We start from the raw sequence: 26,312 nt of genomic DNA, 5'->3' as shown, positions 1-26,312 counted from the left end.
ATGCCAGATATTGTCATTGCGTTTTTCGCCTTAGGTTTACTTGCCGGTTTGGTTAAATCCGATCTTAAGGTCCCCCCCGCCATCTACGAAACCCTATCGATTTTGTTAATGCTGACCTTAGGGCTTAAGGGCGGTATGGCGCTACACGGCCATACCCAAAACCTAGTGATCACCGAATTGGTTGCCGTTGTCGCCTTAGGCTTACTGATCCCCTTAGTGCTTTACCCTGTGCTGACGCGCTTAGTGCAACTCGGTCGAACCGATGCCATTAGCATCGCCGCCCATTATGGGTCGGTCAGTGCGGGCACCTTTGCCGTGGTACTTGCCATGGTCGAAAAATCAGGGATGACATTAAGGCCCGAAACCACCCTATACCTAGTGCTGCTCGAACTGCCCGCGATTGTGGTGATGCTCTGGCTGCACAGATACTTAAGCTCAAAACAGGCGGGGCAAGATGCCGCGCCAACGGCCCATAAATCCAGTGTGTTGCACGAGGCGCTAACCAGCCGTGGCGTAGTGCTATTGGTTGGCGGTGTCATGATAGGTTGGCTCTATGGCCCGACGGGTCTTGCCCCTCTTACACCTGTGCTCCTCGGCGGCTTTAAAACCCTACTGGCACTGTTTTTACTGGAGATGGGCTTAGTCACAGCGAAAGTCTGTTTACCACTGCCACTGCAACAATGGCGTCTGTTAGTGTTTGCCGCCGTAACGCCGTTTATTTTGGCATGGTGTGGTATCGGAGTCGGTTTATGGTTGGAATTGCCCGAAGGCAGTATCTTAATACTTGCCGCCTTAAGTGCTAGCGCCTCCTATATTGCAGCGCCTGCCGCTATCCGCGCCGCGATTCCCGAGGCCAATATCGGTTTGGCGATGCTGGCATCGCTGGGGATTACCTTCCCGGTAAACGTGCTAATCGGTTTGCCCCTGTATCAGCACTGGGTGCTACAAATTACCGCTTAAACTTCGCCCATAAAAAAGGGAGACTACTGTCTCCCTTTTTAGCTTTTCAATCTGCTTATGACTGAACCAACGCCCAATCTACTAGGGCTTATCTAAGTGGTGCAAGGCTTTGTTTTCATACATAGCCCTGTCGGCGGTATCGAGTAAATCCTCAAGGTTCATATCGGATTCTGGCGACCAATGGGCAACACCTATACTGGTTTCTAACGGGCGCTGCTGCGGACGTTCCTGATTATATTGCTCAAGCAATAACTTAAAACGCTCGATGGCAAAACCGACTGTATCAGGCTGCACAAAACTGAGCAGCACCACAAACTCATCTCCGCCCAATCTGGCTATTACATCGGACTCTCTAAACGCCGCCATTAAAATATGGGCAAAATCATAGAGCACTTGGTCGCCCTTACGATGGCCAAAGCTGTCGTTTACTTCTTTAAAAAAGTCGAGGTCAAAAAACACTAACGCCGCTTTTGCGTTAGTACGTCGACAACTGGCAAGAGATTGATAGGCCAGCAGTTCAAACCCTCGCCGATTAGAGATCATGGTGAGCGGATCTAAGGTATTTTGCGCGATAAACAGCAGCTCGGCCTCAACCATTTGTCCCAGATCCGTTAAGGTTTCAATGTCATCGTCGCTAAACTCCCGCGGCTCATTGCCGATTAAGCACAGCGTCCCGACCCGATATTCGCCTTGAATGGTAAGAGGATAACCCGCATAAAACCGGATATGCGGAGGCTCAGTCACTAAGGGATTATCGAAAAAGCGTGGATCCTTGAGGGCATCGTTAACGATAAACACACCATCATGGTTGATAGCATGGGCGCAAAAAGAAATATCCCTTGGGGTTTCAGTCACCTCTAACCCTTGGCGAGACTTAAACCACTGCCGATTCGCGTCGACTAGTGTCACCACGCAAATCGGCAGGGCAAAAATCCGCCGGGTTAGCCGAGTGATCCTGTCGAATCTTTCCTCGGCATCGGTATCGAGTACATTCAGCGCCCTTAGGGTGGCTAAACGTTGTAACTCATTCTCAGGAATGGGAGGTAGTTGCATAGTACACTCCGCTAATGGCTCTCTAACAAGCTTAGACTAACAGCAAGGCTCACGTTGATTTACTCAAGGATTGCCTGATAAATCACAACCACTCGCTCCGCGTGAGCTGCCACATCATCAAAGGCTAACTTACCGGCTTTTTGTTGCAGGGTGAGACGATGATTTTCATCCCGTAGCCAGCAATAACTCTGGGTTAAATGCTGCGCGCTCATCAGCGGCAACAGCTCAAGCTCGGCCAGCACACCAAAAATACGCACGTTATCAGACCAAATCGACAACTCGGGATACTCATGGGCGTGAGCAAGCACTAAATATTGGGCGATAAACTCAATATCCGTGATCCCGCCGGGACTCTGTTTTAAGTCGAATTCACCTTCACTGACCTTGAGTAAATGGTCACGCATCTTTTGGCGCATCTCACGCACGGCCTTTTTCAGCTCGTCCTTGTCCCTTGGTTGTTCAAGCACAGAGGCGCGGATCTGGCTAAATTTAGCCGCTAAACTATTATCGCCAAACACAAAACGTGAACGCACTAAGGCTTGATGCTCCCATGTCCAGGCCTCCTGCGCTTGGTACTCACCAAAGCGCGCAATCTCACTCACCATTAAGCCCGATGCGCCAGACGGACGCAGGCGCATATCCACTTCATATAGCTCACCCGAGGTGGTTCGGGTCGAGAATAAGTGCAGAATACGTTGAGCCAGTTTCAAATAAAAATGGCCCACTTCTATCGGTCTATCGCCATTGGTAAGGCTGTTGGCCATGTTTTCGGGCGCTTCGTAGAGGAAAACTAAATCCAGATCCGAACCGTAACCCAGTTCGATACCGCCTAACTTGCCATAGCCTATGACCGCAAAGCCGGTATCGTTGCCTTCCTCAAGATAACTGGGCACGCCATGGCGCACCGCCACTTGTTGCCATGCCTGCATCACCACTTGCTCGATAATGGCTTCGGCCAAGAAGGTTAAGTGATCGCTCACCTGCATCACAGGTAAAACACCTGTCACATCGGCGGCGGCAATTTTCAGCTGTTGGGACAACTTAAACTGGCGCAGCGCCTCCATTTGCTGCTCCATATCATCCTCAGGTACCCGCAACAGATATTGACGTAGCTCACTGGGGTAATCATCGAGCGAGGTTGTGTCGTACAGATGCGCTGGGTCGATAAGCTCATCGAGCAACATCGGGAATTTAGCGAGCTGCGCCGCAATCCAAGGACTGGCGCAGCACAGGCTCACAAGCTGTTGCCGTGCGCCGGGGTTTTCGCACAGCAACTCAAGATAGGTGGTGCGCGTCAGAATTTGCTCCAGCACCTTTGAGACGGGCTCGAAGGCTGCTGAAGGGCACGGCTGATTGAGTAACTCGTCCAGCAACCTTGGCATTAATTTATCGAGGGTCTCACGGCCACGGGGGCCAATCGAGCGTTTAGTCACGGTGTCGCGCCAACTGCTGAGCAACGGCCAGAGTTTATCGTCGTCAATCTGCTGCTCTGCGAGGAGATTGATCGCGTGGTCGTCCTGCTGCACATTCCACAGCTGCGCAGTCCAATGCTCGGCTTTCTCCTCGCCTTCTTCACCGCCCACGGTGGCTTTAAAATGACGATGAATTTTCGCCATCGCCGCCTCGATATGGGTGCGAAGATCGGTTTCGTTGGTCATATCCAGTACTGCGCAAAGTCTTGCCCAATCGAGGGGATTATTTGGCAGAGTCTGAGTTTGCTTATCATCAATCGCCTGTAACAGGTTCTCGACTCGGCGCAGTAATAAGTAGCTGTGTTTTAGCTCATCGACCGCCAAGTACTCGAATTGCCCTAGGCTGTAAAGGGTGTCCATGGCTCCAAATAGGCTCTGCTGGCGCAGGGCGGGTTCACGACCGCCGCGGATCAGCTGAAAGCTTTGCACCACGAACTCCACCTCACGTATCCCACCCGCACCGAGTTTAATATTGTCGGTTAACTGGCGGCGACGCACTTCTTGGGCAATGAGTTGTTTCATTTTGCGCAGGGATTCAATTGCCGAGAAGTCGATATAACGGCGATAAACAAAGGGGCGCAGCAAGCTGTGTAATTCGTCGGAAAAATGGTTCCAAGGTCCGAGCGAACGAGCTTTGACCATGGCATAGCGTTCCCAATCCCGCCCTTGCTCTTGGTAATAATCCTCAAGACCACTAAAACTCACCACCAATGGACCACTCTCGCCGTAGGGACGCAGGCGCATGTCGACGCGGAACACAAACCCATCGACGGTAATTTGGTCGAGTAAATTAACTAGCCGCTGCCCCATACGGATGAAAAACTGTTGGTTATCGAGGCTTCGGCGCCCGCCCACGGTTTCGCCATGCTCGGGGAAGGTAAAAATCAGGTCGATATCGGAGGAGAAGTTCAGCTCACGCCCACCGAGCTTGCCCATGCCCAAAATAAGCAAAGGCTGCGGATTGCCTGCCTTATCCATAGGCGTGCCATATTGGGCACACATTTCTTTATAGAGCCAATCCCTTGCACCTATCACTAACGCTTCGGCGAGTGCCGAAAGGTCCAGCAGTGACTCTTCTAAGCTGGCGTAATCTAAAAAATCCCGCCAGGCTAAACGCACCATTTGATAATTACGGAATCGGCGTAATTGACGTTTTGCGAGGTCTTCAGTCGTCGCACTATTTAACTGTTCGTGTAGCTGGGCATCAAAGGTCTGCCGCTCCACTTGCTGCAGATCGCCCGCGAATAAAGTGTTAATCCACTCGGGTGACCGAGTTAACTGCGCTGCGATATAATCGCTTAATCCTAAAACGTTTTTCAGTTCCTGCTGCTGCGCAGGCGTTAAATTTGCCAGTCCTTCTGACCATACTTCGGCGAGGCGTGCCCAATGCCGCTCTGCGGCTTGAGTAACGAGGGGAGACAATGACTTATTACTGTCTTTTTGTACGGCCATAATAATCCCTAACAAATTTAAACGTCGACATATTATGTCATAAATGATATAGAATGAAGCCACATCAGGTTTGATGCCATTGCCATGCCTCAAGGCAAATTTCCCTCCATGGCAAATGCAAGCTCAGCCCAACAGAAAGTGGCCCCCTCTTTCTTGGCTGTTTAGGGTACTATAACCTGTGAGGCAAACATATTGGGCAAGTAGATTATTATTGTCCGCCCATATTTGAGTTTTATTTCAGCACTTTTGGAGAAAACATGGCAGGAATGCTAATGCGGGTTCTCACGTCGATACTCATTTTGGCCGCGACCTTATCGCTTACGGGTTGTGGCGATGACAGGCCAGAGAAAATTGAGAAGTATCAACAACTCACTCAGCAGCGCCTCTCGACACTCAATACCATGCTCGAGGACGGTCAGGTACGTAACGCCAATCTGCTCAAGCAATACAGCAGTTTGCTCAAACAGCAAAAGCCCGATTTCGCGCCACTCTTGGATGAATTAGCCAAGGATTCCACCGCCGAAGGGCCAATGTATACGTCGCTGAAGCGCCGCTTAGACGATGCCAAAAACTCGGCTAACTTTACCGATCTCGACCAGCAACTCGCCGAGGTTGAGAATCTCTATCAAGCGGCCGATCCCAGCCTGTATAACGACATGCTTTCCGATCCGGTCAACGTGATTGCCGATATGTCGGATGGCAAGCTTGCCCGCGTTAATGCCATCAGCCGTGAAGCGGCGGCCCTTGCCAATAATGCCGAAGATTTTGGCCCTGGTAGCCAATTGGTGGGTAACCCGGCCTACGGCAGCTGGCAGACAGACTCGAGCGGCATGTCCTTCTGGGCTTGGTACGGCATGTATTCGATGTTTTCGAATATTTTTCACCGCCCCATTTATTACGACCGTTGGTCGGGTAACCGTGGCTACAGCTATTACAACGACGTAGGTCGTTATCGCTATACCTCGCCAAAACAAGCACAGGCGCAGGAAAAAACCTTCGAGCAGACCAAAAAACGTTTCGATTCTCAAGGGAAACGCTTCGACAGCCCCTATTCAAAATCGCGCACGGGTGCCACGGCTCTCTCCCGTGAGAGCAGCAGCGCGCCTAAAACCAATACCACAGCGAATAAGTCGAGCGCGCAGTCGGGCAGTAAATTCCGCTCAAATTATTCTAAAGACAGCAGTTTCCGTAATTCCAGCAACCGCACGACCCGCAGTGTGCGCCGAGGCAAGTAAACTAAAGGATCTCCCATGACATTATTTCAGGATTTCGGTATCACACCAGAGCTAGTCACCATACTGGCAATTGACCTCACTATTGCGGTTATCTTGTTGACATTAATGCGTTATTTGCAGGGTTGGAGCGTCAGAGTCAATAGCAGTAAAGAGCTGGCTGAACGCGATAACTTTGCCTTTGGGATCAGCACCGCCGGTGCCGTTGCCGCGCTCGGCATAGTGCTGACCGGTGCTATTACTGGCGCAGCTGCGCCCTCGTATTTAACCGAAGCCATTGGCATGAGCGCCTACGGGTTATTTGGTTTAGTGCTGATTAAACTCGGACGTTTTTTACACGACAAAATCGCGCTAAATGAGTTAGATAAGAACCAGCAAATCCTTAAAGGTAACGTATCAGTCGCCATTGTGGATGCGAGCGCCGCCATCGCTACCGCGATCATTATTCGCGCCGTCCTGCTATGGGCCGAGGATTTAACACTCGACACCTTTATTGCCATCTTCAGCGCCTTTGCGATTTCGCAGTTGATGCTAGTGCTACTCACCCGTCTACGCGAAAAACGCTTCGCGAGTCGTAATCAAGACTCTTCTATGCAGCAAGCTCTCGCCCAAGGCCACACAGCATTAGCCATTCGCCACGCAGGCTTTATGATCGCCATGGCACTAAGCTTTAATGCTGCGAGTCATTTTATCCTGTTCAACCCAACCGCCTATGTGACTAACATCATCGGTTGGTTAGTGTTCTCCATCATCATGTTGGTGGTACTGACACTGCTGCTATTTGTGATTAAAAAGCTAGTGCTGGCACGAATCGATTTAGCAGATGAAGTTGAAAGACAACACAACATTGGTATCGCTGCCGTAGAAATGGCCATCAGTATTGCTATCGCACTTATTCTCACGGCCCTAATGGCGTAATCCAATGCACGAATCCCAAACAACTGGCTCGGCGACTCAAGCGGTAAAAACGAGTCGCCTAAGCTGGTTCGATGATGTCCTACTATTGGGCATTATGGCCGTACTCGCTGGGTGCGGCCTGATCTACGAATACCTGTTGTCCCACTACGCAGGCCGGATCTTAGGCGCGTTAGAAGCCGCCATTTACACTATGATCGGCCTGATGATCGTCTCCATGGGTCTTGGCGCCTTTTCCGCTCGCAAAATTAAAGATGCCTTTACCGGCTTTGTGGTGCTCGAACTCACGGTCGCGCTCTGCGGCTCGCTGGCGATTTTAATTACCGCAGCCGTAATAGGTTTTGGTCAGCAGCTGCCGATGCTTATTGCCTCCACCTTAGGCTTACCACCGGATCAATTGCCCGAGGGTGGCATGATTGGCTCGCTGCAAAAGCTGAGCGAATATCTGCCCTATGTCTGGGGCGTTTTGCTCGGCTTGATGATCGGGATGGAAATTCCGCTGATCGCGAGGGTGAGACAATCTCTATCAGATGAACACTTACTGCATAATGCCGGTACTATTTATGGCGCCGACTATATTGGCGCAGGGATTGGCGCGGCCATTTGGGTCGGCTTTATGCTGGCCATCGATATTCAACTCGCCGCCGCGCTGACCGCCAGCTTTAACTTGCTCGCCGGCTTTGTGTTTATCTGGCGTTTTTGGCCCAAGATCCAAAGGGCGAAATTATTGCTCGCGGGGCATTTTGTGGTCACGGGCGTATTATTGCTGCTCGCCATTCAAGGGCCGAGTTGGGAACAACAGTTCAACAATCTGCTCTATAAAGACAAAGTGGTTTACGCTAAGGCCACGCGTTTTCAACAACTCACCTTTACCGAGCGCTTACGCGGCAATGGCCTCTCCCCCATATACTCTTTGTATATCAATGGCCGATTACAGTTTTCGAGTATCGATGAGCATATCTACCATGCGTTTTTAGTTCACCCAACGCTTGCGGCCAGCGCTCGCCACAACAAGGTATTAATCATTGGTGGTGGTGATGGACTGGGCCTAAAGCAAGTGCTGCGTTGGGAGCCAGAGCAAGTGACCTTACTCGATCTTGATGCCGCATTAGTGCAACTCTTTAAAACGCCCGATACGGATATGCCTAAGCGTCTAAGCCAAGCCCTGTTGGCCCTCAATGGCAATGCCTTTAACGATCCTCGCGTTAAGGTGATTAACGACGACGCCTTTAATGGAGTCGATAAATTGATTGCCATAGGGGATAAATACGATGCCATTATTGTGGACTTGCCCGATCCTAGCCATCCCGATTTAAATAAGCTCTATTCGGATTATTTCTATCGCAAGCTCAAGGAACTAATGAGCAGTGATGGCGCTCTGACTGTACAGTCAACCTCGCCCTATCACGCGCAAAAGGCCTTTATCTCGGTCGCGAAAACCTTGGCTTTAGCGGGGTTTGACGTAAAACAGTATCACCACAACGTCCCAAGCTTTGGAGAATGGGGCTGGAGCATTGCCACTGTATCGGGAAAAGATGCTCAGCATCGCCTAGGCGAGCTGACAACACTGCCGATAGCGGATGACTGGTTAACCTTAGGTTTAGTCAAAGGCGCCTTTGAATTTCCTGCCAATTTTTATCAGGACGCCGCCAATATTAAGCCTAACGAACTCGGTTCGTTGCAGTTGTACCATTATCATCAACAGGCATGGTCCGAAACCCAAGGACTGGATCTTTTTTAACGGATAAAGATAGTACTTGACATATTATGTCTCGGTGCTATCTTTGAACACAGACATAATATGTCAATAAGGACAAATATGAATATCCATACTCTTGCTAATCACCTCAACAGCCTTGGCAATAACAGCCAGACCGGCTTCCAATTCGATTGCTATCCAATTGATGGTGAAGTCGAAGTGTTGCAAGTGAATGTGGTCGGCCGTGAAGAAATCCCGGTATTCGTATCGGTTACGGACAACCAAATTCTCTGCATCAGCTACCTGTGGGGCGAGAACGAAGTAAACCAAGAACGTCGCAGCGAAATGTTTGAGACCATGCTCGAATTAAACATTCCAATGCCATTGTCAGCCTTTGCCAAAATTGATGACAAATACGTGGTTTACGGCGCGCTGTCTCTGCAATCTAGCATGCTCGAAATCGAGCAAGAGTTAGCAGTCTTATCCGATAACTGCTTAGAAGTTATCGATGAAATGGTCGACTATCTGAAATAAGGAGCCACAATTATGGGCATTCTGAACAAAATTTTAACAGCGTTTCGCGGTGGTGCCACCGAAGTTGGCCAAAGCATCGTAGACGCAAACTCGACTCGAATTTTCGAACAGGAAATCCGTGATGCCGAGAAACATTTAACCAACGCCAAGCGCGAACTGACCGATGTGATGGCGAAAGAAATGCAAGCCAGCCGCGAAGTTGACCGCTTAAAGCGCTCAATTGCCGAACACGAAGGCTATGCAACGCAAGCATTAGATAAAGGCAACGAAGCCTTAGCCATTGAAGTGGCTGAAAAAATTGCTCAATTAGAGCAAGAGCTGGCCGAGCAGCAAACTGCCAATGACAGCTTTAGCGCCCATGCAGTACGCCTGAAAGATTTAGTGAAGAAGACCGAGCGTCAACTGTCTGATTATCAACGTCAGTTAAGCATGGTCAAAACCACCGAAAGCGTACAAAAGGCGACGGCGACCATTACCGACTCTTTTGCCTCAAGCAACTCTAAGCTGCTGAATGCCAAAGATTCATTAGAGCGTATCAAGGCGCGTCAACAACAGTTTGACGACAGATTGAAAGCCGCTGAAACCTTAGCCGAAGAAGGCAGCGATAAATCATTGCAGGCCAAATTAGCCGAAGCAGGCATTGGTGAGCAAAAATCGAATGCCAACGCCGTGCTCGAACGTATCAAGGCACGTAAAAGCTAATTCATGATTGACCAAACGCCGAGCACCGATGGGACCATCACCCCCTATTGTGCTCGGCTTTTTTGTTTTTTGTTTTAGACACGCGGATATGTCCAATCAGCCACTCATGGTGTGAGCTTTGGCATGGTACGCACTGTTTAGGAGCGAATATGGGATTTTTTAACAGTATTTTTGGTAAAAAGGCGCCGCCAGCGCGTGAACTCAATCATCCCTCTGCGCTCAAGATCGGCGATATGATCTCCATCGACAATAGTTTTGCTCTGCCGCCACAATTGCGCGGTCAACAACTGAAAGTCGAAGCGGTGAATACCTATGAGTTTGAACGCAATCAGCAAACCGAGTGGGTGCTAAAAGGTCATGGTAGCGAAACGCTATTTTTGAGTATTGAAGAAGACGATGAAACTTACCTCGCCTTCTCTATGAAAATTACCCGCGCACAGGTGGAACAGTTATTCGATTTAGAGCAATTCAGTACCCTGTTCGATGAACCAGGCCACGCCGAACTTACCACCCAAGAGTTATCGCCACAGCTAGCCGAGCAGCTCGAACAATGGCTGGGTAAACAATACCATCAAGTGACCTTTGCGCTATTTGGCTATTTCCACCGCGAAGATTACCGCGGCCTAAAACCGCCGCAGGATGCCAATGGTGCAACCGGCGAGCCCTTCGAATATTATTTACTGCTCGACGATGACGAAAGCCGCGCGGTAGAAGTCGAAGTGTACGAGGGGGGCGATACCGATGTGGTACTGACCTTATACCGCCCCCTGTCGGACATTCGCGACTACTGGCCCGGTCAATAAAGTTTGGCATACGATAAAGTGCGCGACTCGCACTTTATCGCTTAAGCCATTACAATCCCAATTGAATTCGCTCGAAATGTACGGTTGATAGCAACAGGTAACGCCTAATGAGTAAAACGAAACACCCTCTCCCAGAGCAATGGCAAAAGAACCAGCAAGCCGCAAAAGCGACCCAAGTGGCCTTCGATCTCGATGAAAAGTTTCAATATTCTATTCGCAAAGCCGCGCTCGATGCGGGTGTCAGCCCCTCCGATCAAATCCGTACCATTTTAGGCTTAAGTGTTTCAAAACGTCCGACTCGCCCCCGCTTAACCGTCTCTCTAAACGCCGAAGATTATGTACAACTCGCGGAGAAATACGGTCTTAGCGCTGACTCTCAGCTTGAGATTAAACGCCGCGTACTCGAAGACTTAGTACGCTTTGTCGCCGAAGATTAATCGCAGTTACGCCTCTAAGCATTTAAGCGCCCGACAAACCTAAGTCGGGCGATTTATCACAAAGTTAATTTACTCATAGCGTAAACTCTTTTACCTTAGACATTCGCCTTAAAACACAGGGATCATGTTAGGCATGACAGATAAAACCCCTTGGTCGCTCCGCTCTTTGGGTAATCCATCTCCCTTCGAATTCGCCATGATGCTGTTGTCGCTGCTCTCGGTCATCATAGTGTTAGTGATGACCTTTGGCCGACTCGACAAAGAAACCTACCGGTTACTGTTTTTTATCGATACCACGATTTGCATGATTTTTATGGTTAACTTTTTCGTTGGCCTGTTTCGCGCACGCGATAAAGTATTTTATCTGCGCCATCATTGGATCGATTTTATCGCCAGTATTCCCGCCATCGAGGCACTGCGTATCGCGAGGGTGTTCCAAATTCTGCGGGTGATCCGCCTAATTCGCATGAGCCGCTCTTTCCTTATTCCCTTGATAAAGCAGCGCAAACAAGCCACTCTCGCTAGTTTGCTGGTCGCTATGGTGACCATTTTAACCTTCGCTTCTATCATCATTCTGATTGTCGAAAGTGGCACCGAGGGCGCCAATATTCAAACCGCCGAGCAAGCCATTTGGTGGGCCTTAGTGACGATTTCGACCGTGGGTTATGGCGATTTTTATCCCGTCAGCACCGCAGGGCATATTGTGGGCGGCATAGTGATTGTCAGCGGTGTAAGCTTTTTCGGGGTGATTTCGGGTTATATGGCCTCGGTATTTGTCGCCCCCGATGAAAGTGAGCGTCAAGAACGTCAAGACGCCCATAAGGCGGAGATTAAAAGCGAACTCGAAATGGCTCTTGCCAGAATGGAAGCAAACCAGCGGCAGATGGAGCAAAATCAAGCGCAGATGCTGGCCAAAATTGCCGAGTTAAAACAAGCATTGGAAGCCCAAAAGAATTAGGAAGGCATGGCCTTCCTAAGCTTCATTCTATGGGGTGATGACCAATCGGTCATTTACCAGTAGGTCGTTTGCGTCATCGCGTTTTGTCTCGACGCCTCCATCGCAAAGAGTAAGCTTTGCTGCTTAGCCTCAAGCCAGTCGCTTAAGTCGATGCCAAGGGTTTGCGCCGCCAGCGTCAATTGCTGATAACAGGCTAAGGTTCTAATCCCTAACACTAAATCCTGCCAAGGTGCCCTAAAGGCATCGCGGGATTTTGCCTCATACAAAAGCCCATACGCTTGTCCTACTTGAATACTCTCATCCAGTAACGCCGCGCACTGTAAATAATCCTCGGCTGTCATGGTCTTATCGCTAGGCATGGCCGAGAGTACCGCCTGCCATGAGGCTTCCTGCGCATGATCAGCATGCTGGGATAACCCAAGCTCTGCGGGCAGTTCGATGTTTCCCGCGCTGAGCGCCAATAGGATCTCGACAATCGCTAACTGCAATTGACCGTATTCAATACTTTGCCAGAGTGAGTCTAATCGCTCAGAGATATCCATGGCCTCAAATTGCCGCTGTAGTTGTTGCATCAAAGCTTGACGGGCGTCGTGCCGAGCCAATAAGCCTTTTTGACTACCGAGCAAAGCTGCGAGGGCCTGTGCCTCTTCAATGAACACCAGCTGCGATTCAATCAAATTAAAGTGCTGCATCAAAGTAGCATTAGCGAGGCCAAACTGGCTCAGCGTCATCCGTAATAAACGGATACAGGCGCGCATCCGCCACCACAGGGCTATTACGGCTTCGTTGTCTTGTTCTTCAACAATCATGGCTTCGAGCAGCTGCCAACGTTCGAGTGCAGTTTCCTGTAGCACTTGGCAGGTAGCCGTTAAATCCTGTTGGTGGGGCTGATGAAGGTTGAGATCCTCTGGCACGGGCAGCGGTAAAAACTCCAGCGCACTCAAGGTTAACGGCTTAGATTGCCCCGCGAGTCGATAGCCGCGCTGCGCCTTACTGGCTTTACCTAAACGAACAGGAACACTATCGGCCACTTGCATCGCCAAGGTTAATAAGGCACTGGCATCCCCCGACAATAGCTCAAATTCGAGTTCGCATAGGGCTTCATGCTGACCATTAGCGGTAATATCCCCCGTGTCCAAGGCAACCTCGATAAGGCTCTCTTCGAGAGTCACATGCCAAGCTCGGCGATAAAAATCGGTATGAAATACGCAGCCAAGCGCCGCTTGCACCGAGGCTAAATCGGCATTCGCGGGCCAGATATTGGCGGGAAAGAGGCTTAAATTTGGGCTGTCGGCTTCAATGGTGACGTTATATTCGGGACGCGAATGGATCCCGCCCACAACTTGCCCCGCCGTCTTAATGGTTTGCTCTTTTTGACCATCAAACCCGCGTACCCTTAGCCCCATGTCCCATTGGCGTAATTGTAATCCGGGGGTATCAAAGTAACCGTTGCTTAAGCGACGCTTTCCCTGCGGAGTGGCGTTTGGCAGGCTATCTAACTTATTTATCAAGGATTCTTGAAACTTAGGAAGGAAAAACAGTTTTAATTCTATCTCTGCATTCATTGCGGCACCGCTCATTTTGTCATCAAATATTCATTGATGCGTCACTTTTAGTTCATAATGTCACAAATGTGTCATAAAAATCCCGTAGGATTTGGTTTTGAAGTTGGTATATAACCCGTTAGAATAAAGCTGTGATTTTTTCTCAAAAAACACAGTTTCAATACGCGGACGCATAGGGTAACATGCGCCCGCTTTTTCCAATCATGGAACAATCTAAATAGGTAAACGGCAATGCCAGTAAACTCTATTTTGGGCGTGTTTGCAAAATCGCCAATCAAGCCTCTTCAAGAGCACATGGACAAAGTCTACGATTGCGCATCGTTACTGGTCCCCTTTTTCGAAGCCACCATCACAGGTAACTGGGATGGCGCAGTTCAACTTCGTAAGCAAATCAGTTTAGCGGAAAAGCAAGGTGACTCACTCAAGCGTGAAATTCGCCTCACTCTGCCAAGCGGCTTGTTTATGCCAGTTGAGCGTACAGATCTATTGGAACTACTGACTCAACAAGACAAAATCGCTAACAAAGCAAAAGATATCTCTGGTCGTGTTATCGGCCGTCAATTATTAATCCCTCAGGTCATGCAAGTGCCATTTATTGCGTATCTACAACGTTGTATCGACGCAGTAGGTCTTGCAAAACAAGTTATTAACGAACTCGAAGATTTGCTTGAAGCAGGTTTCCGCGGTCGTGAAGTCGACTTAGTGGCTAAAATGATCAACGAACTCGATATCATCGAAGAAGATACTGACGATCTGCAAATTCAATTACGTCGTCAACTATTTGCATTGGAATCAGAATTGAATCCTGTCGATGTGATGTTCCTCTATAAAACGATTGAATGGGTCGGCGGTCTTGCAGATCTTGCCGAACGAGTCGGTTCGCGTCTTGAGCTTATGCTGGCTCGCGTTTAATAAATAAGGTTATCAAGGTATCAATATGGTTGATGCAGGTATGGAGGTGGCTAACGTCTTAGCCACTAATGGGCCGTGGCTTATTGCCATTGCGGCCGCGTTTGGTTTTCTAATGGCGTGGGGTATTGGTGCGAACGACGTGGCCAATGCAATGGGAACCTCTGTGGGTTCCAACGCTATTACTATTAAACAAGCGATTATTATCGCAATGATCTTCGAATTTGCTGGTGCTTACTTAGCAGGCGGCGAAGTAACCAGTACGATCCGTAACGGTATTATTGATTCAAGCTACTTTACCCAAACCCCTGAATTGCTGGTATACGGCATGATTGGCTCGCTGTTAGCCGCAGGGATTTGGTTAGTTGTCGCATCAGCCTTAGGCTGGCCAGTATCGACCACTCACTCAATCGTGGGTGCGATTATCGGCTTCGCGGCTGTGGGTGTTGGCACTGATTCAGTCGCTTGGGAAAAAGTAGGTGGTATCGTTGGCTCTTGGGTCATCACCCCTGCAATCTCTGGCTTTATGGCTTTCATTCTGTTCCAAAGCACGCAAAAACTGATTTTCAACACAGATAACCCACTCGCTAACGCGAAACGCTATGTGCCTTTCTACATGGCATTTGCGGGCTTTATCATGTCGTTAGTCACTATCCTTAAGGGTTTATCACACGTTGGTATTCACTTAAAAGGTGCCGAAGCATACATGTTAGCCGGTGTGATTGCGCTGATCGTGGGTATCGTGGGTAAAGTGGTGATTTCTCGTTTAAAAATGGATGAGAAAGCCACCCACAAAACCATGTACGCTAACGTTGAAAAAGTGTTTGCTATCCTGATGGTGCTCACCGCCTGTTGTATGGCGTTCGCCCACGGTTCAAACGACGTAGCTAACGCGATTGGCCCATTAGCGGCGGTTGTCTCTGTGGTAAACAGTGGCGGTCAAATTGCGTCTAAGTCTCCGTTAGTTTGGTGGATCCTGCCTTTAGGTGCCGTTGGTATCGTGATGGGTCTGGCAATCTTCGGTAAGCGCGTGATGCAAACCATTGGTAAAAACATCACTCACTTAACGCCAAGCCGTGGTTTTGCTGCCGAATTAGCCGCTGCCTCGACTGTCGTTATTGCTTCTGGTACTGGTTTACCTATCTCTACTACACAAACCTTAGTGGGTGCGGTATTAGGTGTAGGTATGGCCCGTGGTATTGCTGCAATCAATATCGGCGTAGTGCGTAATATCGTTGTGTCTTGGGTGGTCACCTTACCTGCGGGTGCGGGTCTGTCGATCATCTTCTTCTTTATGATTAAAGGTATCTTTAACTAAGAAGCCCAAGGTGACTATGGCAAGCTTGCCTTAGAAACGCACAAACACACAGGAATCGCTAGCATGGATGCGGCAAAGTTGAGGGAAGTCTATGACTTCCCTCTTGCATTGCAGGCCTCAAATCCCTAGCATGTGGTCACTATTTCGTTGATGAGAATACAAAAGTGTTAAGAATGCTGACTCTGGTGGGAATGATGTTACTCTCCCCCAACCTGCTGGCCGAAGGCCAACCCCGCTATATCTCGGACAACGTGTTTCTTTATATTCTCAATGGTCCGAGTACAGACTACCGTATCTTAGGCTCAATTGAAGCGGGTCAACCAATTACCTTATTAGGCGAAACCCAAGGCGATTACTCCAAAATTGTCGACCACAAGGGTCGCGAAGGTTGGATACCGACTAACATGATTAGCTCGGCACCCAGTTTTCGCGAGCAAGTATCGTCACTCACCAGTGAACTGGCTGAAGCCAAAGCTAAACTGGACGAAGTGATGAGCTCAACCGATAACCATGCCGATGAAGTGGCAGAGCTAAAAGCCAAGCTGACCGAAGCCGAAACTATGCTCAGTAAAACCACCCAAGAACGTGATAGTTTGAAAGTGGCCGTGGATCGCAGCGCTCAGGAAGCGCAATTTGCCCTATGGCGTGAAGGTGGACTGATCGCCGCCGCCGGTTTAGTGGTCGGGGTGATTTTAGTTTATCTGCCAAGACCGCAACGCCGTAATAAAAAGCGTTGGATGTAAATTTTTACGCGAATCCGCTGAAAGTAAAATCAAAAGCCAGTGTTTTCAAACACTGGCTTTTTTGTCAATTGAGCGTTACATCTGGCGCGTAACAAGCTAATCAAACAATCTTCACATTCTTTCACGCTATAGTGTTGTCCGTCACATTTTGGTTGTATAATCTGCGCGCGCAAAGCTTCATATTGTATACAAAATATCAAATGCGTTTCGCGCCCCCCATTTTTGTTTCAACAATAGAGCCCAAAACAACTGGCCAAGATGGAAGCGATTACTATGTTCAAAGCGAGTGAAGTGCTGGCAGGCCGCTACGATTCTGCCAATCTCGACGAACTGTTCAAAGCCGTCACCGACAACTACATTGTCGATGAAGAACAATACTTGTCAGAGCTAATCAAACTAGTGCCCTCCAGTGATGAAGCCATCGAGCGCGTCACTCGTCGTGCCCACGAACTGGTCAACAAAGTTCGTCAATTCGATAAGAAAGGTTTAATGGTTGGCATCGATGCCTTCCTGCAGCAATACAGCTTAGAAACACAGGAAGGGATTATCCTGATGTGTTTAGCCGAAGCCCTGCTGCGTATTCCCGATGCGGCCACCGCCGACGCCTTGATTGAAGATAAACTCTCAGGCGCGAAATGGGATGAACACTTAAGCAAGAGCGATTCAGTACTGGTTAACGCCTCCACTTGGGGCCTAATGCTCACTGGCAAAATCGTCAAACTCGATAAAAAAATCGATGGTACGCCAAGCAACCTGTTAAGCCGTTTAGTGAATCGTTTAGGTGAGCCTGTGATCCGCCAAGCCATGATGGCGGCGATGAAGATCATGGGCAAGCAGTTCGTTCTCGGCCGCACCATGAAAGAAGCGCTCAAGAACAGCGAAGACAAGCGTAAATTAGGTTACACCCATTCCTACGATATGCTGGGTGAAGCCGCGCTGACGCGTAAAGATGCCGAAAAATACTTTAACGATTATGCCAATGCGATTACCGAGTTAGGCGCGCAAAGCTATAACGAAAACGAATCACCACGCCCAACTATTTCTATCAAGCTGTCGGCACTGCACCCACGTTACGAAGTCGCTAACGAAGACCGTGTACTGACCGAGCTGTATGACACCGTTATTCGCTTAATTAAGTTAGCCCGTGGCTTAAATATCGGTATTTCTATCGACGCCGAAGAAGTTGACCGCCTCGAACTGTCGCTAAAACTGTTCCAAAAACTGTTTAATTCTGACGCCACTAAGGGTTGGGGCTTACTCGGTATCGTGGTGCAAGCTTACTCTAAGCGCGCCCTGCCAGTGCTGGTATGGTTAACCCGCCTAGCGAAAGAACAAGGTGACGAAATCCCCGTTCGCTTAGTGAAAGGCGCTTACTGGGATAGCGAGCTGAAATGGGCACAACAAGCTGGCGAAGCCGCATACCCACTCTACACGCGTAAAGCCGGTACCGACGTTTCTTACTTAGCCTGTGCGCGTTACCTGTTATCTGACGCCACCCGCGGCGCAATTTACCCACAATTTGCCAGCCACAACGCGCAAACCGTTGCCGCAATTTCAGATATGGCGGGCGATCGTAACCACGAGTTCCAACGCCTACACGGTATGGGACAAGAGCTGTACGACACTATTCTGTCGGAAGCTGGCGCGAAAGCGGTACGTATCTACGCCCCTATCGGTGCCCATAAGGATCTGCTGCCCTACTTAGTGCGTCGCCTGCTGGAAAACGGTGCGAACACCTCGTTCGTACACAAGCTGGTCGATCCGAAAACCCCTATCGAGTCTTTAGTGGTTCACCCACTGAAAACCCTGACAGGCTACAAAACCCTGGCTAACAACAAAATCGTTTTACCTACCGACATCTTCGGTAGCGATCGCAAAAATTCCAAGGGACTCAATATGAACATCATTTCAGAAGCCGAGCCATTCTTCGCGGCCTTAGACAAATTCAAATCGACGCAGTGGCAAGCGGGCCCTCTGGTTAATGGTCAAACCTTAACTGGCGAGCACAAAACCGTGGTGAGCCCATTCGATACCACCCAAACCGTGGGTCAAGTGGCCTTTGCCGACAAAGCGGCTATCGAACAAGCTGTCGCCTCTGCCGATGCGGCGTTTGCAACTTGGACTCGTACTCCCGTTGAAGTGCGCGCCTCAGCCCTGCAAAAGCTTGCGGATCTGTTAGAAGAAAACCGCGAAGAACTGATTGCCCTCTGTACCCGTGAAGCGGGCAAGAGCATTCAAGACGGTATCGACGAAGTACGTGAAGCCGTAGACTTCTGCCGCTACTACGCGGTACAAGCTAAGAAGCTGATGTCAAAACCTGAACTGCTCCCAGGCCCAACGGGTGAGTTAAACGAACTCTTCCTCCAAGGTCGCGGTGTGTTCGTCTGTATCAGCCCATGGAACTTCCCATTGGCGATCTTCTTAGGCCAAGTTTCGGCAGCCCTCGCTGCAGGTAACACTGTCGTTGCTAAACCTGCTGAACAGACTTCTATCATTGGTTACCGCGCAGTGCAGCTCGCACACCAAGCGGGTATTCCAACGGACGTGCTGCAATATCTACCAGGCACAGGCGCTACCGTAGGTAACGCACTGACGGCTGATGAGCGCATCGGCGGCGTATGCTTTACCGGTTCAACTGGCACAGCCAAACTCATCAACCGCACACTCGCAAACCGTGAAGGCGCAATTATTCCGTTAATCGCCGAAACCGGTGGTCAAAACGCTATGGTGGTTGACTCTACTTCTCAGCCAGAACAAGTGGTTAACGATGTAGTGTCTTCATCCTTCACCAGTGCGGGTCAACGCTGCTCGGCGCTGCGTGTACTCTTCCTACAGGAAGATATTGCAGACCGCGTAATCGACGTACTCCAAGGTGCAATGGATGAGTTAGTGATTGGCAACCCAAGTTCAGTGAAAACTGACGTAGGCCCAGTTATCGATGCGACCGCGAAGGCTAACCTTGATGCCCATATCGACCACATCAAGCAAGTGGGTAAGTTGATCAAGCAAATGTCTCTGCCAGCAGGTACCGAGAATGGTCACTTTGTGTCGCCAACTGCCGTTGAAATCGACTCAATCAAAGTGCTTGAAAAAGAACACTTTGGTCCAATCCTGCACGTGATCCGTTACAAGGCATCTGAACTTGCCCATGTGATCGATGAAATCAACAGCACAGGCTTTGGCTTAACCTTAGGCATCCACAGCCGTAACGAAGGCCATGCCCTCGAAGTCGCTGACAAGGTTAACGTAGGTAACGTGTACATCAACCGTAACCAAATCGGCGCAGTGGTTGGTGTACAACCTTTCGGCGGCCAAGGTCTGTCGGGCACAGGTCCAAAAGCCGGCGGCCCACACTACTTAACTCGCTTCGTGACTGAAAAGACTCGCACTAATAACATCACCGCTATCGGTGGTAACGCGACCCTGTTGTCACTGGGTGATAGCGACGCCTAAGTCCTAACGACTTATTGATAAACGAAAGCCAGACTCTGTCTGGCTTTTTTATTATTCTTATTTCTCTGCTGCGGCTGATTCCTTTTTTTCTATCTTTGTTTTAGCAGCTTCAACTACCTTAGTAATGGCTATATCACCTTGGTCAACAACTGACTTAAACGTTTCCGATTGTTTAGCATTCTCGATATGCGTGGTCGCAGAGGCCTTGAGGTATTTTGCAGAGGACTTCAAGGTTTGTGACGAGGTGTTAATCAAATTTTTCACCGCTTCCGAATCATCACGATTGAAAATCCCGAGAGAGCTCAAGGTATCCTCGTTATCAGCATTATAATAAGGTGCTGGATCAAAACTCAGCTTATTTGCCACTAACATAGTGGGAAAGCTAGAGCGGTAACTATTGTAAATATTCACATGCTTATTATAAGTCTCACGCTTAGCCGCAATGTTATCTTCTAAATCTTCCAACTGCTTCATAAGCTTGGAATAGGTTTCATTTGCTTTCAACTCGGGGAAGCTTTGTGACAACGCGGCCAAAGATTGGGTACTGGCTTGCTGATCTGCTGATATTTTAAGATGTGTTAACTTTTCATGATCGCCGAAACCTTGTGCAATATCGATCACTCTTGATGCCAAATCTCTTCGTTTTTGCAAAGAAACCTGAATATTGGAGGCTTGTTCAACCAGAGATTGCTTTTTAGATTGCAATGAGTTGTAGGTAAAAATTGACCAAACAGCAAATGCGCAAAACAACACAAATAAGATCAAGATAATATCCATTAAATATCCTTAAAACAAAATCAACTATGAGACTATGAAGTCTTAACCTCATCTTAAGAGATTAAATAAGCCATTTTTTCAAATAACAACATAGCTCTACAATTACACATACTAAAAGCCAGACTGAGTCTGGCTTTTTATTACATATCACTCATTAATACGGGTTGTCCAAATTCCTTTAACTGGGCATTGGATGCCTCAAAATACTGCTGCCAAAACTGTTTCAACGGGAGCATGACTTGGCCACCTCTAAATCCTTTCGATGTCGCTGGCACCCAACCCGCACCTAATACATAAATGTCCGCCTGCTTAAAATCACTTAACATATTGGCTTTTTGGACTTTCTGCATCTCTTGCTCGGGTGCAATCACTTTCAAGGTGTTTTTACTGTAAAAGCTAGTGACATCGGAATTTTCAACCATATCAGAAACCAATAACAACACCCGTCTTTCTCCCTGATTGACCGCTACTTGCGGGGCAATCACCTGAGATAAATTGGTAATTATTTCTGTTTTAGGCACATCCGCATCGTTAGGTTTAAAAGCATTTTTGATATGAGTGTCGACTTTCGTTTTCACAAATTGAGTCTGTTTCGCCATACAATTATCGAAGGTCATTAAACTCTTTTTGGAAACATCGTCTCTATCTGCAATATCTGTGTCTAATCTTCCGCTGAATAACACATCAGTATAAAAATCCTTCACATAAGCACTGAAGCTGATAATGGTGATTTTATCCCCAGGTTGCAAAAAGAGGTGCACTTTTTCATGGACTAACTTTTTAATATTAATGTCCGGTGAAAACGTACCATCAACAGCAACAAATAAATGTCGACCAGAAACAACCTTAGCCGTTGATGGTTCGATTTTCGCGAAGTCGTAACAACTTTTAATATCGTTTCTTTCGCCTGCAATAACAGGCAAACACCCTGATACTATGCTAATCGTACTAAACAAGCCACTCAGTACATACTTAGAAAGTTTTGTCATTCGAGCCATCAGCTTAATTCTCCAAGCAGCTCTTTGCGTAATCGTTCTCGCATTTGCTCTTCAGTTTCAGCCACTTTTTTTTGCTGGGCAATTTCAGCCAGTAATTCCTGTCGAATCCGTTGTTCAGCCTGTTCAGGAGTTTCTATTTGTGCGGCTTTTTTAGCATGAACCTCAGCAAGAATTTCGGCTTGCAATCTTGCCTCCATTTCCTCTGGCGTTTCTACATCAGCCACTTTGCTAGCTGCGATCACTGTGGGACGAGTTGTTTCTTGGACTTCTTGATGCTCACGTAAACGTACGGATTGTGTATATTTATTTTCAGCATTGCCTAAGTCGTCCATATAAGTAAGAAATGAACGATGTCCGCATCCTTCAAGCATCTCTAGAACCTTCGGATCTTGACAATTCACTTCGGCTTTTTGGTTCATTCTTTGTTGCAAATTAGTTAGGCGTTTCTGTGCTACACGCGCAACCTGCTGCTTTAATCGAGAATAATGGGTCTTAAACTCACGTTCACTCTTAAAGTTACCAATTTCTTTACGCGCATCTTTAGAATGCTTGCCTGCAAAACCTGTTTTAAAGCCAATTAAAATCCCAAAAATTTGCAGCAGAATGAATAAGAATGCTAAGAATATAAATGTCCCCCAGCCTCCTTTTTGCTCGCGCTCCCAAACATCATCGCCAGCTTTGTCATCTGCATTTTTTGCTTCTTGAACTAACATAGCTGGAGGAGCTTCAGCATAAGGATCTTGCTCTTGATAAATGACACCGTTTTGTTTGATATTAACTTCGTCTATATGCATTTTTTCTAAAACTTGACCACGCACATAAGTCGCTAATACTGCTATCACTAAAATCGCAATCGCAGTAATAGTTGTAATTAAATAGCGTGGTTTAACTTCAGCGTTAGTTGAAATGCGACTGATGAGTTGTTTATATTGCGGCTCATCATCATCTTCGAAGGTTTTATCTAAATTAATTCGAGTATTAGGAGCAAGCTCAGGCGTCGCCTTATCACGATTCTTCGCATTTTTCCACCATACTTTTGCCTTTTTAATTAGTGAGTTAGCATGCAATTCGTGCCCAGTAAAATGCGTTAAACCGACTAATAAGACTGAAATAATAAAAGCGATGCCAATTGCACCTTGTTGCTGTAATTTTTCAGATGCTCCAGGAATAGTAAATCCAGATAAAACATAACTAAACCCCATTGCCTCTACGAATACTAAAGCCGCAATGAGGATCCATCCCAAAATGTGTAAATTATTACGTCCATTTTCAGTCACTTTACCTAAGTAATCTTGGCTCTTACTAAATAGCTCTTCATCTTTATTGACTTTTTCATAGTGAGCAGCAAAATCGGCACATAATGCAACTTCACTATTTAGCCACTCTTTATCATAGTTTTTAACTTGAGTTTCATAATCTTTGGCTAAACGATTCTCCTTACCAATTAGCGGAAATGCATACCAAGTATTAAGCCACCAAAAACTAACTTGCTCCCACCAAACCATAATAATCACGATTAGTGTCATTATTGAAAGAAGTGACACGACAAGTACACGATACTCATTAAACAGTAAAGATAAAAAATCCATTTCCAACTCCTAAACCCATCTCTTATAATAATCTTGGTTCAAACCCAGCTTCATATACAGTTTTATTTTTTTCGTAATACAACTTTCCAGCAATTGCGGTTGTTGATCTATCAACCGGCATTACCACATCCATACAACGTACAGGAGAATCTTTATCTGTAGTAAAAACCCGATATAACAAACCTCTATCTCCATAGTAAGTTTCAACGTGACTAGATAACTGATAACTAGGCGCTTCCTTACTTGCTCCCTTATAATTTTTCCAAATATTTACAGTGGGAGCAGAAACTGCTGTACCACTATCTTTAACCACGGCTACGGGAGATAAACCAATATAATGGCCATTTACTTTACTGACCCAAACAGTGCCATTCATCCCTGGTAAATAATCGGCTGTATTATAATCTTGACGATTATATCTTTCGCCAGTGGCTAAGCTCTTAACATCACCATCGACCCTTGGTCCTTCAACCGCACAGTTTAAGTTTGATATCTCTGACGCATATGCACTACTAAATAATGCAAATCCACTCTCTTTTTTTACTCCAACCAATTGCGCAAAATTAGTTGAGGGTTCTGTCATTTTTTGTCCACCAAAATCAACTAAAGCCTTCTGTTGATTTGATGGTCTAATTAATTGAACCATCTCAGATTGAGACATAGCTATTTGTGAACTTTCTTTACTTACAACAGCTGTAGATTTTTGGCCTGCTTCACTCGATTTGACCGAAGCAACCTTATCTTGGGAACGACGAGATAAATAACTGAGGTTGGTTTTTTGTTTGTTAGAATAGGCCAGTAACTGATCTGGCTTACCATCGATTTCTACAATTTCTACTCGACGATTTTTAGCTTTTCCCTCTTCATTGGTATTGACAGCAACAGGCTGCGATTCTCCAGCACCTTGGAAAAATAATCTTTCAGTTGGAATACCCGCTTGATGAAATAGTGTAGCTACATAACGAGCCCTAGCTTCACTTAACGTTTGATTTAACGATTCACTCCCTGTTGCATCTGTGTGCCCAGTAATGAGGATATTCTGCTGAGAATCTTTATAAATAGTTGCTAATTTTTGTAATTTCTGCCTTGCCTTGGTCGTGGCCTCCGCAGAGCCTGAGTTAAACATCATCTCATCTGCACTAGAAATTGTTGCAGCCATACCTACAACTTGATAATTAGCATATTTTTCCTGTTCCTCCTTAGACATAGTTTTGTTGTTAGCACTAATTAAGAGGTTATTTTGTTGATCATCAGCATTTGTAGAAGAGCTGATAGAAGTAAATTGGATATCAAGATTTTCAGTTTTGGCTAATGCTTCAAGTGCTTCGCGTTTCTTTTGAAAATCGTAACCAACAGTGCATCCAATTGCAGCACCTGCAGCAGCACCATAGGCCATCCCCTTCTTACCACCTAAGTAGTTCCCAATTAAAGCACCTAAACCAGTACCAATTGCACAACCAATGACCGTTTCTTTATTATTTTCTACCGATTGCGTAACCGCACAACTACTAAGTAACAACGCTGAAGCGACTGCGACTGCGATAGGCTTGAAACTAGATACCATAGTCATCCCTAACTCTATAAAAGAAGAAATTTAAATTGATTTGTGAGCATTAACATGGAAATTAGAAGAAAATACCATTTGAATGTCAATCTAAAGTTTACATAAATGCGAACAATGTGTTGTAAGAAAATTGCGGATGCTACATTCGTAACATCATAGGTTAATCTCTTTGGATTTAGAGATTATTACGGTGACTAACAAGCTTTATAACCAAGCCATTGCATAACAACTGTGAACAGATAATCATTATTCATAAAAAATGTCATTAAAATTTATCACTAAGTTGCCTTCAGTATTTCTCTCCCCGCATAATCTATAATCTGTTCCTAATCAGGCAGTGATTTAACGTGTTCAACAACGAACTAAGGCAACTATGACATTCTCGCTATTAGATATTTCTGCATTAACGTGGTTTATCGTTTCTTGGGCTGGCTATACCGCTTTTGCCCGACGTAAGGCGAAGGATACCGACTGTATTGCCCGTGGTCTGCACAAGCACAGAATCTACTGGATGCTCGAGCTGATGACTCGAGGCGTGCGGGTTGGCGATGCGGCGTTATTAGCGAACCTTGAACGTAATATTGCCTTTTTTGCCTCGACTACGCTGTTCGTGCTCGCGGGGGTACTAACCTTATTTGCCCAGGTTGAACGGCTCGAAGCCGTGATCGCCACTATTCCCTATGCCACACCGCCGAACCACTCCTTAGTTCAAGTTAAGCTGGCGCTATTAGTAGTAATCTTCGTGATGGCATTTTTCCAATTTACCTGGTCGATGCGCCAATATGGCTTTGTGAACGTGATGATAGGCGCAGGCCCAATGGATAGCGAAGGCGCAAACGACAACCTCAAAGCCTACGCGCGGCAAATGGCAACGGTGCAAGACCAAGCCGCCCATTCCTATAACTATGGCCTGCGGGCGTACTACTTTTCGATGGCCGTGCTCTGCTGGTTTGTGCACCCGATACTGTTTATTTTGGCCAGCCTGTTTGTGGTGGTCACCCTCTATCGCCGCGAATTTAAATCCCGCGCCGTAATGGCCATTACCGCCGCCAAGGCACATTTGGGCAGCGAATATCAGGCGCGAGAAGCCCAGCGCCAAGCCAAGTAGTCGCCAGCCAACCCCAGACTGCGCCCGCCAAAGCGCAGTCTGATTCTTGTTCTATACTCATTGAGTTAATC

The 26,312-nt window shown here is 47.4% G+C and carries 21 protein-coding genes; 14 read left to right on the top strand and 7 right to left on the bottom strand.

What is annotated here, in order from left to right:
- Window positions 1-960, top strand: a complete 960-nt coding sequence (locus N5E87_RS04225) for a sodium-dependent bicarbonate transport family permease (protein WP_279775113.1) — start codon at window positions 1-3, stop codon at window positions 958-960.
- A gap of 81 nt (window positions 961-1,041) precedes the next feature.
- Here the strand turns inward: N5E87_RS04225 and N5E87_RS04220 are convergent, their stop codons facing one another.
- Together N5E87_RS04220 and glnE are read right to left on the bottom strand one after the other, a co-directional pair.
- Window positions 1,042-2,013 carry a sensor domain-containing diguanylate cyclase gene (locus N5E87_RS04220; protein ID WP_279775112.1) on the bottom strand — a complete coding sequence of 324 codons (972 nt, stop codon included), beginning with the start codon at window positions 2,011-2,013 and terminating at the stop codon, window positions 1,042-1,044.
- Between the two features lie 59 nt (window positions 2,014-2,072).
- Window positions 2,073-4,937 (bottom strand): bifunctional [glutamate--ammonia ligase]-adenylyl-L-tyrosine phosphorylase/[glutamate--ammonia-ligase] adenylyltransferase, encoded by a 2,865-nt coding sequence (gene glnE, locus N5E87_RS04215; protein ID WP_279775111.1) that lies wholly within the window; start codon window positions 4,935-4,937, stop codon window positions 2,073-2,075.
- 257 nt (window positions 4,938-5,194) lie between these two features.
- Between glnE and N5E87_RS04210 the strand changes: the two genes are divergently transcribed.
- From N5E87_RS04210 to N5E87_RS04175, 8 genes are all read left to right on the top strand, one after another.
- The gene (locus N5E87_RS04210; RefSeq protein ID WP_011623853.1) at window positions 5,195-6,172 is read left to right on the top strand and encodes a hypothetical protein; all 978 of its coding nucleotides are present in this window, start codon (window positions 5,195-5,197) and stop codon (window positions 6,170-6,172) included.
- Between the two features lie 15 nt (window positions 6,173-6,187).
- Window positions 6,188-7,087 (top strand): DUF350 domain-containing protein, encoded by a 900-nt coding sequence (locus N5E87_RS04205; protein ID WP_011623854.1) that lies wholly within the window; start codon window positions 6,188-6,190, stop codon window positions 7,085-7,087.
- Between the two features lie 4 nt (window positions 7,088-7,091).
- Window positions 7,092-8,825: a polyamine aminopropyltransferase gene (locus N5E87_RS04200; RefSeq protein WP_279775110.1), complete on the top strand. Its 1,734-nt coding sequence runs from the start codon at window positions 7,092-7,094 to the stop codon at window positions 8,823-8,825.
- Window positions 8,826-8,903: 78 nt separating this feature from the next.
- Window positions 8,904-9,317 (top strand): DUF2170 family protein, encoded by a 414-nt coding sequence (locus N5E87_RS04195; protein ID WP_007645549.1) that lies wholly within the window; start codon window positions 8,904-8,906, stop codon window positions 9,315-9,317.
- Between the two features lie 12 nt (window positions 9,318-9,329).
- Window positions 9,330-10,019 (top strand): PspA/IM30 family protein, encoded by a 690-nt coding sequence (locus N5E87_RS04190; RefSeq protein WP_011715973.1) that lies wholly within the window; start codon window positions 9,330-9,332, stop codon window positions 10,017-10,019.
- A gap of 149 nt (window positions 10,020-10,168) precedes the next feature.
- The gene (locus N5E87_RS04185) at window positions 10,169-10,822 is read left to right on the top strand and encodes a hypothetical protein (RefSeq protein WP_011715972.1); all 654 of its coding nucleotides are present in this window, start codon (window positions 10,169-10,171) and stop codon (window positions 10,820-10,822) included.
- Between the two features lie 107 nt (window positions 10,823-10,929).
- Window positions 10,930-11,259: a hypothetical protein gene (locus N5E87_RS04180; protein ID WP_011715971.1), complete on the top strand. Its 330-nt coding sequence runs from the start codon at window positions 10,930-10,932 to the stop codon at window positions 11,257-11,259.
- Between the two features lie 133 nt (window positions 11,260-11,392).
- Complete coding sequence (locus N5E87_RS04175) at window positions 11,393-12,217, top strand: ion transporter (protein ID WP_279775108.1); 825 nt, start codon at window positions 11,393-11,395, stop codon at window positions 12,215-12,217.
- A 53-nt stretch (window positions 12,218-12,270) separates the two neighbouring features.
- Here N5E87_RS04175 and N5E87_RS04170 read toward each other — a convergent pair whose 3' ends face one another.
- On the bottom strand, window positions 12,271-13,782 hold the full coding sequence (locus N5E87_RS04170) for a CYTH and CHAD domain-containing protein (protein ID WP_279775107.1): 1,512 nt from the start codon (window positions 13,780-13,782) through the stop codon (window positions 12,271-12,273).
- 231 nt (window positions 13,783-14,013) lie between these two features.
- Between N5E87_RS04170 and N5E87_RS04165 the strand changes: the two genes are divergently transcribed.
- The 4 genes from N5E87_RS04165 to putA all read left to right on the top strand — a co-directional run bounded on the left by N5E87_RS04165 (window position 14,014) and on the right by putA (window position 20,205).
- Window positions 14,014-14,694 carry a TIGR00153 family protein gene (locus tag N5E87_RS04165; protein ID WP_011623862.1) on the top strand — a complete coding sequence of 227 codons (681 nt, stop codon included), beginning with the start codon at window positions 14,014-14,016 and terminating at the stop codon, window positions 14,692-14,694.
- A 25-nt stretch (window positions 14,695-14,719) separates the two neighbouring features.
- Entirely contained in the window at window positions 14,720-16,009 is a 1,290-nt protein-coding gene (locus N5E87_RS04160) for an inorganic phosphate transporter (RefSeq protein ID WP_086902064.1), read from the top strand.
- A 194-nt stretch (window positions 16,010-16,203) separates the two neighbouring features.
- On the top strand, window positions 16,204-16,752 hold the full coding sequence (locus tag N5E87_RS04155) for a TIGR04211 family SH3 domain-containing protein (protein ID WP_164717988.1): 549 nt from the start codon (window positions 16,204-16,206) through the stop codon (window positions 16,750-16,752).
- Between the two features lie 258 nt (window positions 16,753-17,010).
- Window positions 17,011-20,205, top strand: coding sequence for a bifunctional proline dehydrogenase/L-glutamate gamma-semialdehyde dehydrogenase PutA (putA, locus tag N5E87_RS04150; protein WP_181382201.1), 3,195 nt, complete (start codon window positions 17,011-17,013; stop codon window positions 20,203-20,205).
- Between the two features lie 57 nt (window positions 20,206-20,262).
- Here the strand turns inward: putA and N5E87_RS04145 are convergent, their stop codons facing one another.
- The 4 genes from N5E87_RS04145 to N5E87_RS04130 all read right to left on the bottom strand — a co-directional run bounded on the left by N5E87_RS04145 (window position 20,263) and on the right by N5E87_RS04130 (window position 25,139).
- Window positions 20,263-20,982, bottom strand: coding sequence for a LemA family protein (locus N5E87_RS04145; RefSeq protein WP_279775105.1), 720 nt, complete (start codon window positions 20,980-20,982; stop codon window positions 20,263-20,265).
- Window positions 20,983-21,122: 140 nt separating this feature from the next.
- A complete protein-coding gene (locus N5E87_RS04140) occupies window positions 21,123-21,971 on the bottom strand; it encodes a hypothetical protein (protein ID WP_279775104.1) in 849 nt (282 codons plus the stop codon).
- Between the two features lie 8 nt (window positions 21,972-21,979).
- Complete coding sequence (locus N5E87_RS04135; RefSeq protein WP_279775103.1) at window positions 21,980-23,569, bottom strand: hypothetical protein; 1,590 nt, start codon at window positions 23,567-23,569, stop codon at window positions 21,980-21,982.
- 22 nt (window positions 23,570-23,591) lie between these two features.
- Window positions 23,592-25,139, bottom strand: a complete 1,548-nt coding sequence (locus tag N5E87_RS04130; protein WP_279775102.1) for an OmpA family protein — start codon at window positions 25,137-25,139, stop codon at window positions 23,592-23,594.
- Between the two features lie 367 nt (window positions 25,140-25,506).
- On the opposite strand from N5E87_RS04130, the gene N5E87_RS04125 reads away from it, so the two are divergent.
- Window positions 25,507-26,241 (top strand): DUF599 domain-containing protein, encoded by a 735-nt coding sequence (locus N5E87_RS04125; RefSeq protein WP_011715964.1) that lies wholly within the window; start codon window positions 25,507-25,509, stop codon window positions 26,239-26,241.
- The last annotated feature ends 71 nt before the right edge of the window (window positions 26,242-26,312 follow it).

It is taken from the genome of Shewanella sp. GD03713 (genome assembly GCF_029843705.1).
Taxonomy (GTDB): domain Bacteria; phylum Pseudomonadota; class Gammaproteobacteria; order Enterobacterales; family Shewanellaceae; genus Shewanella.
The sequence above is the reverse complement of the archived record's forward strand: the minus strand, read 5'-3'. Positions and strand labels throughout refer to the sequence as shown.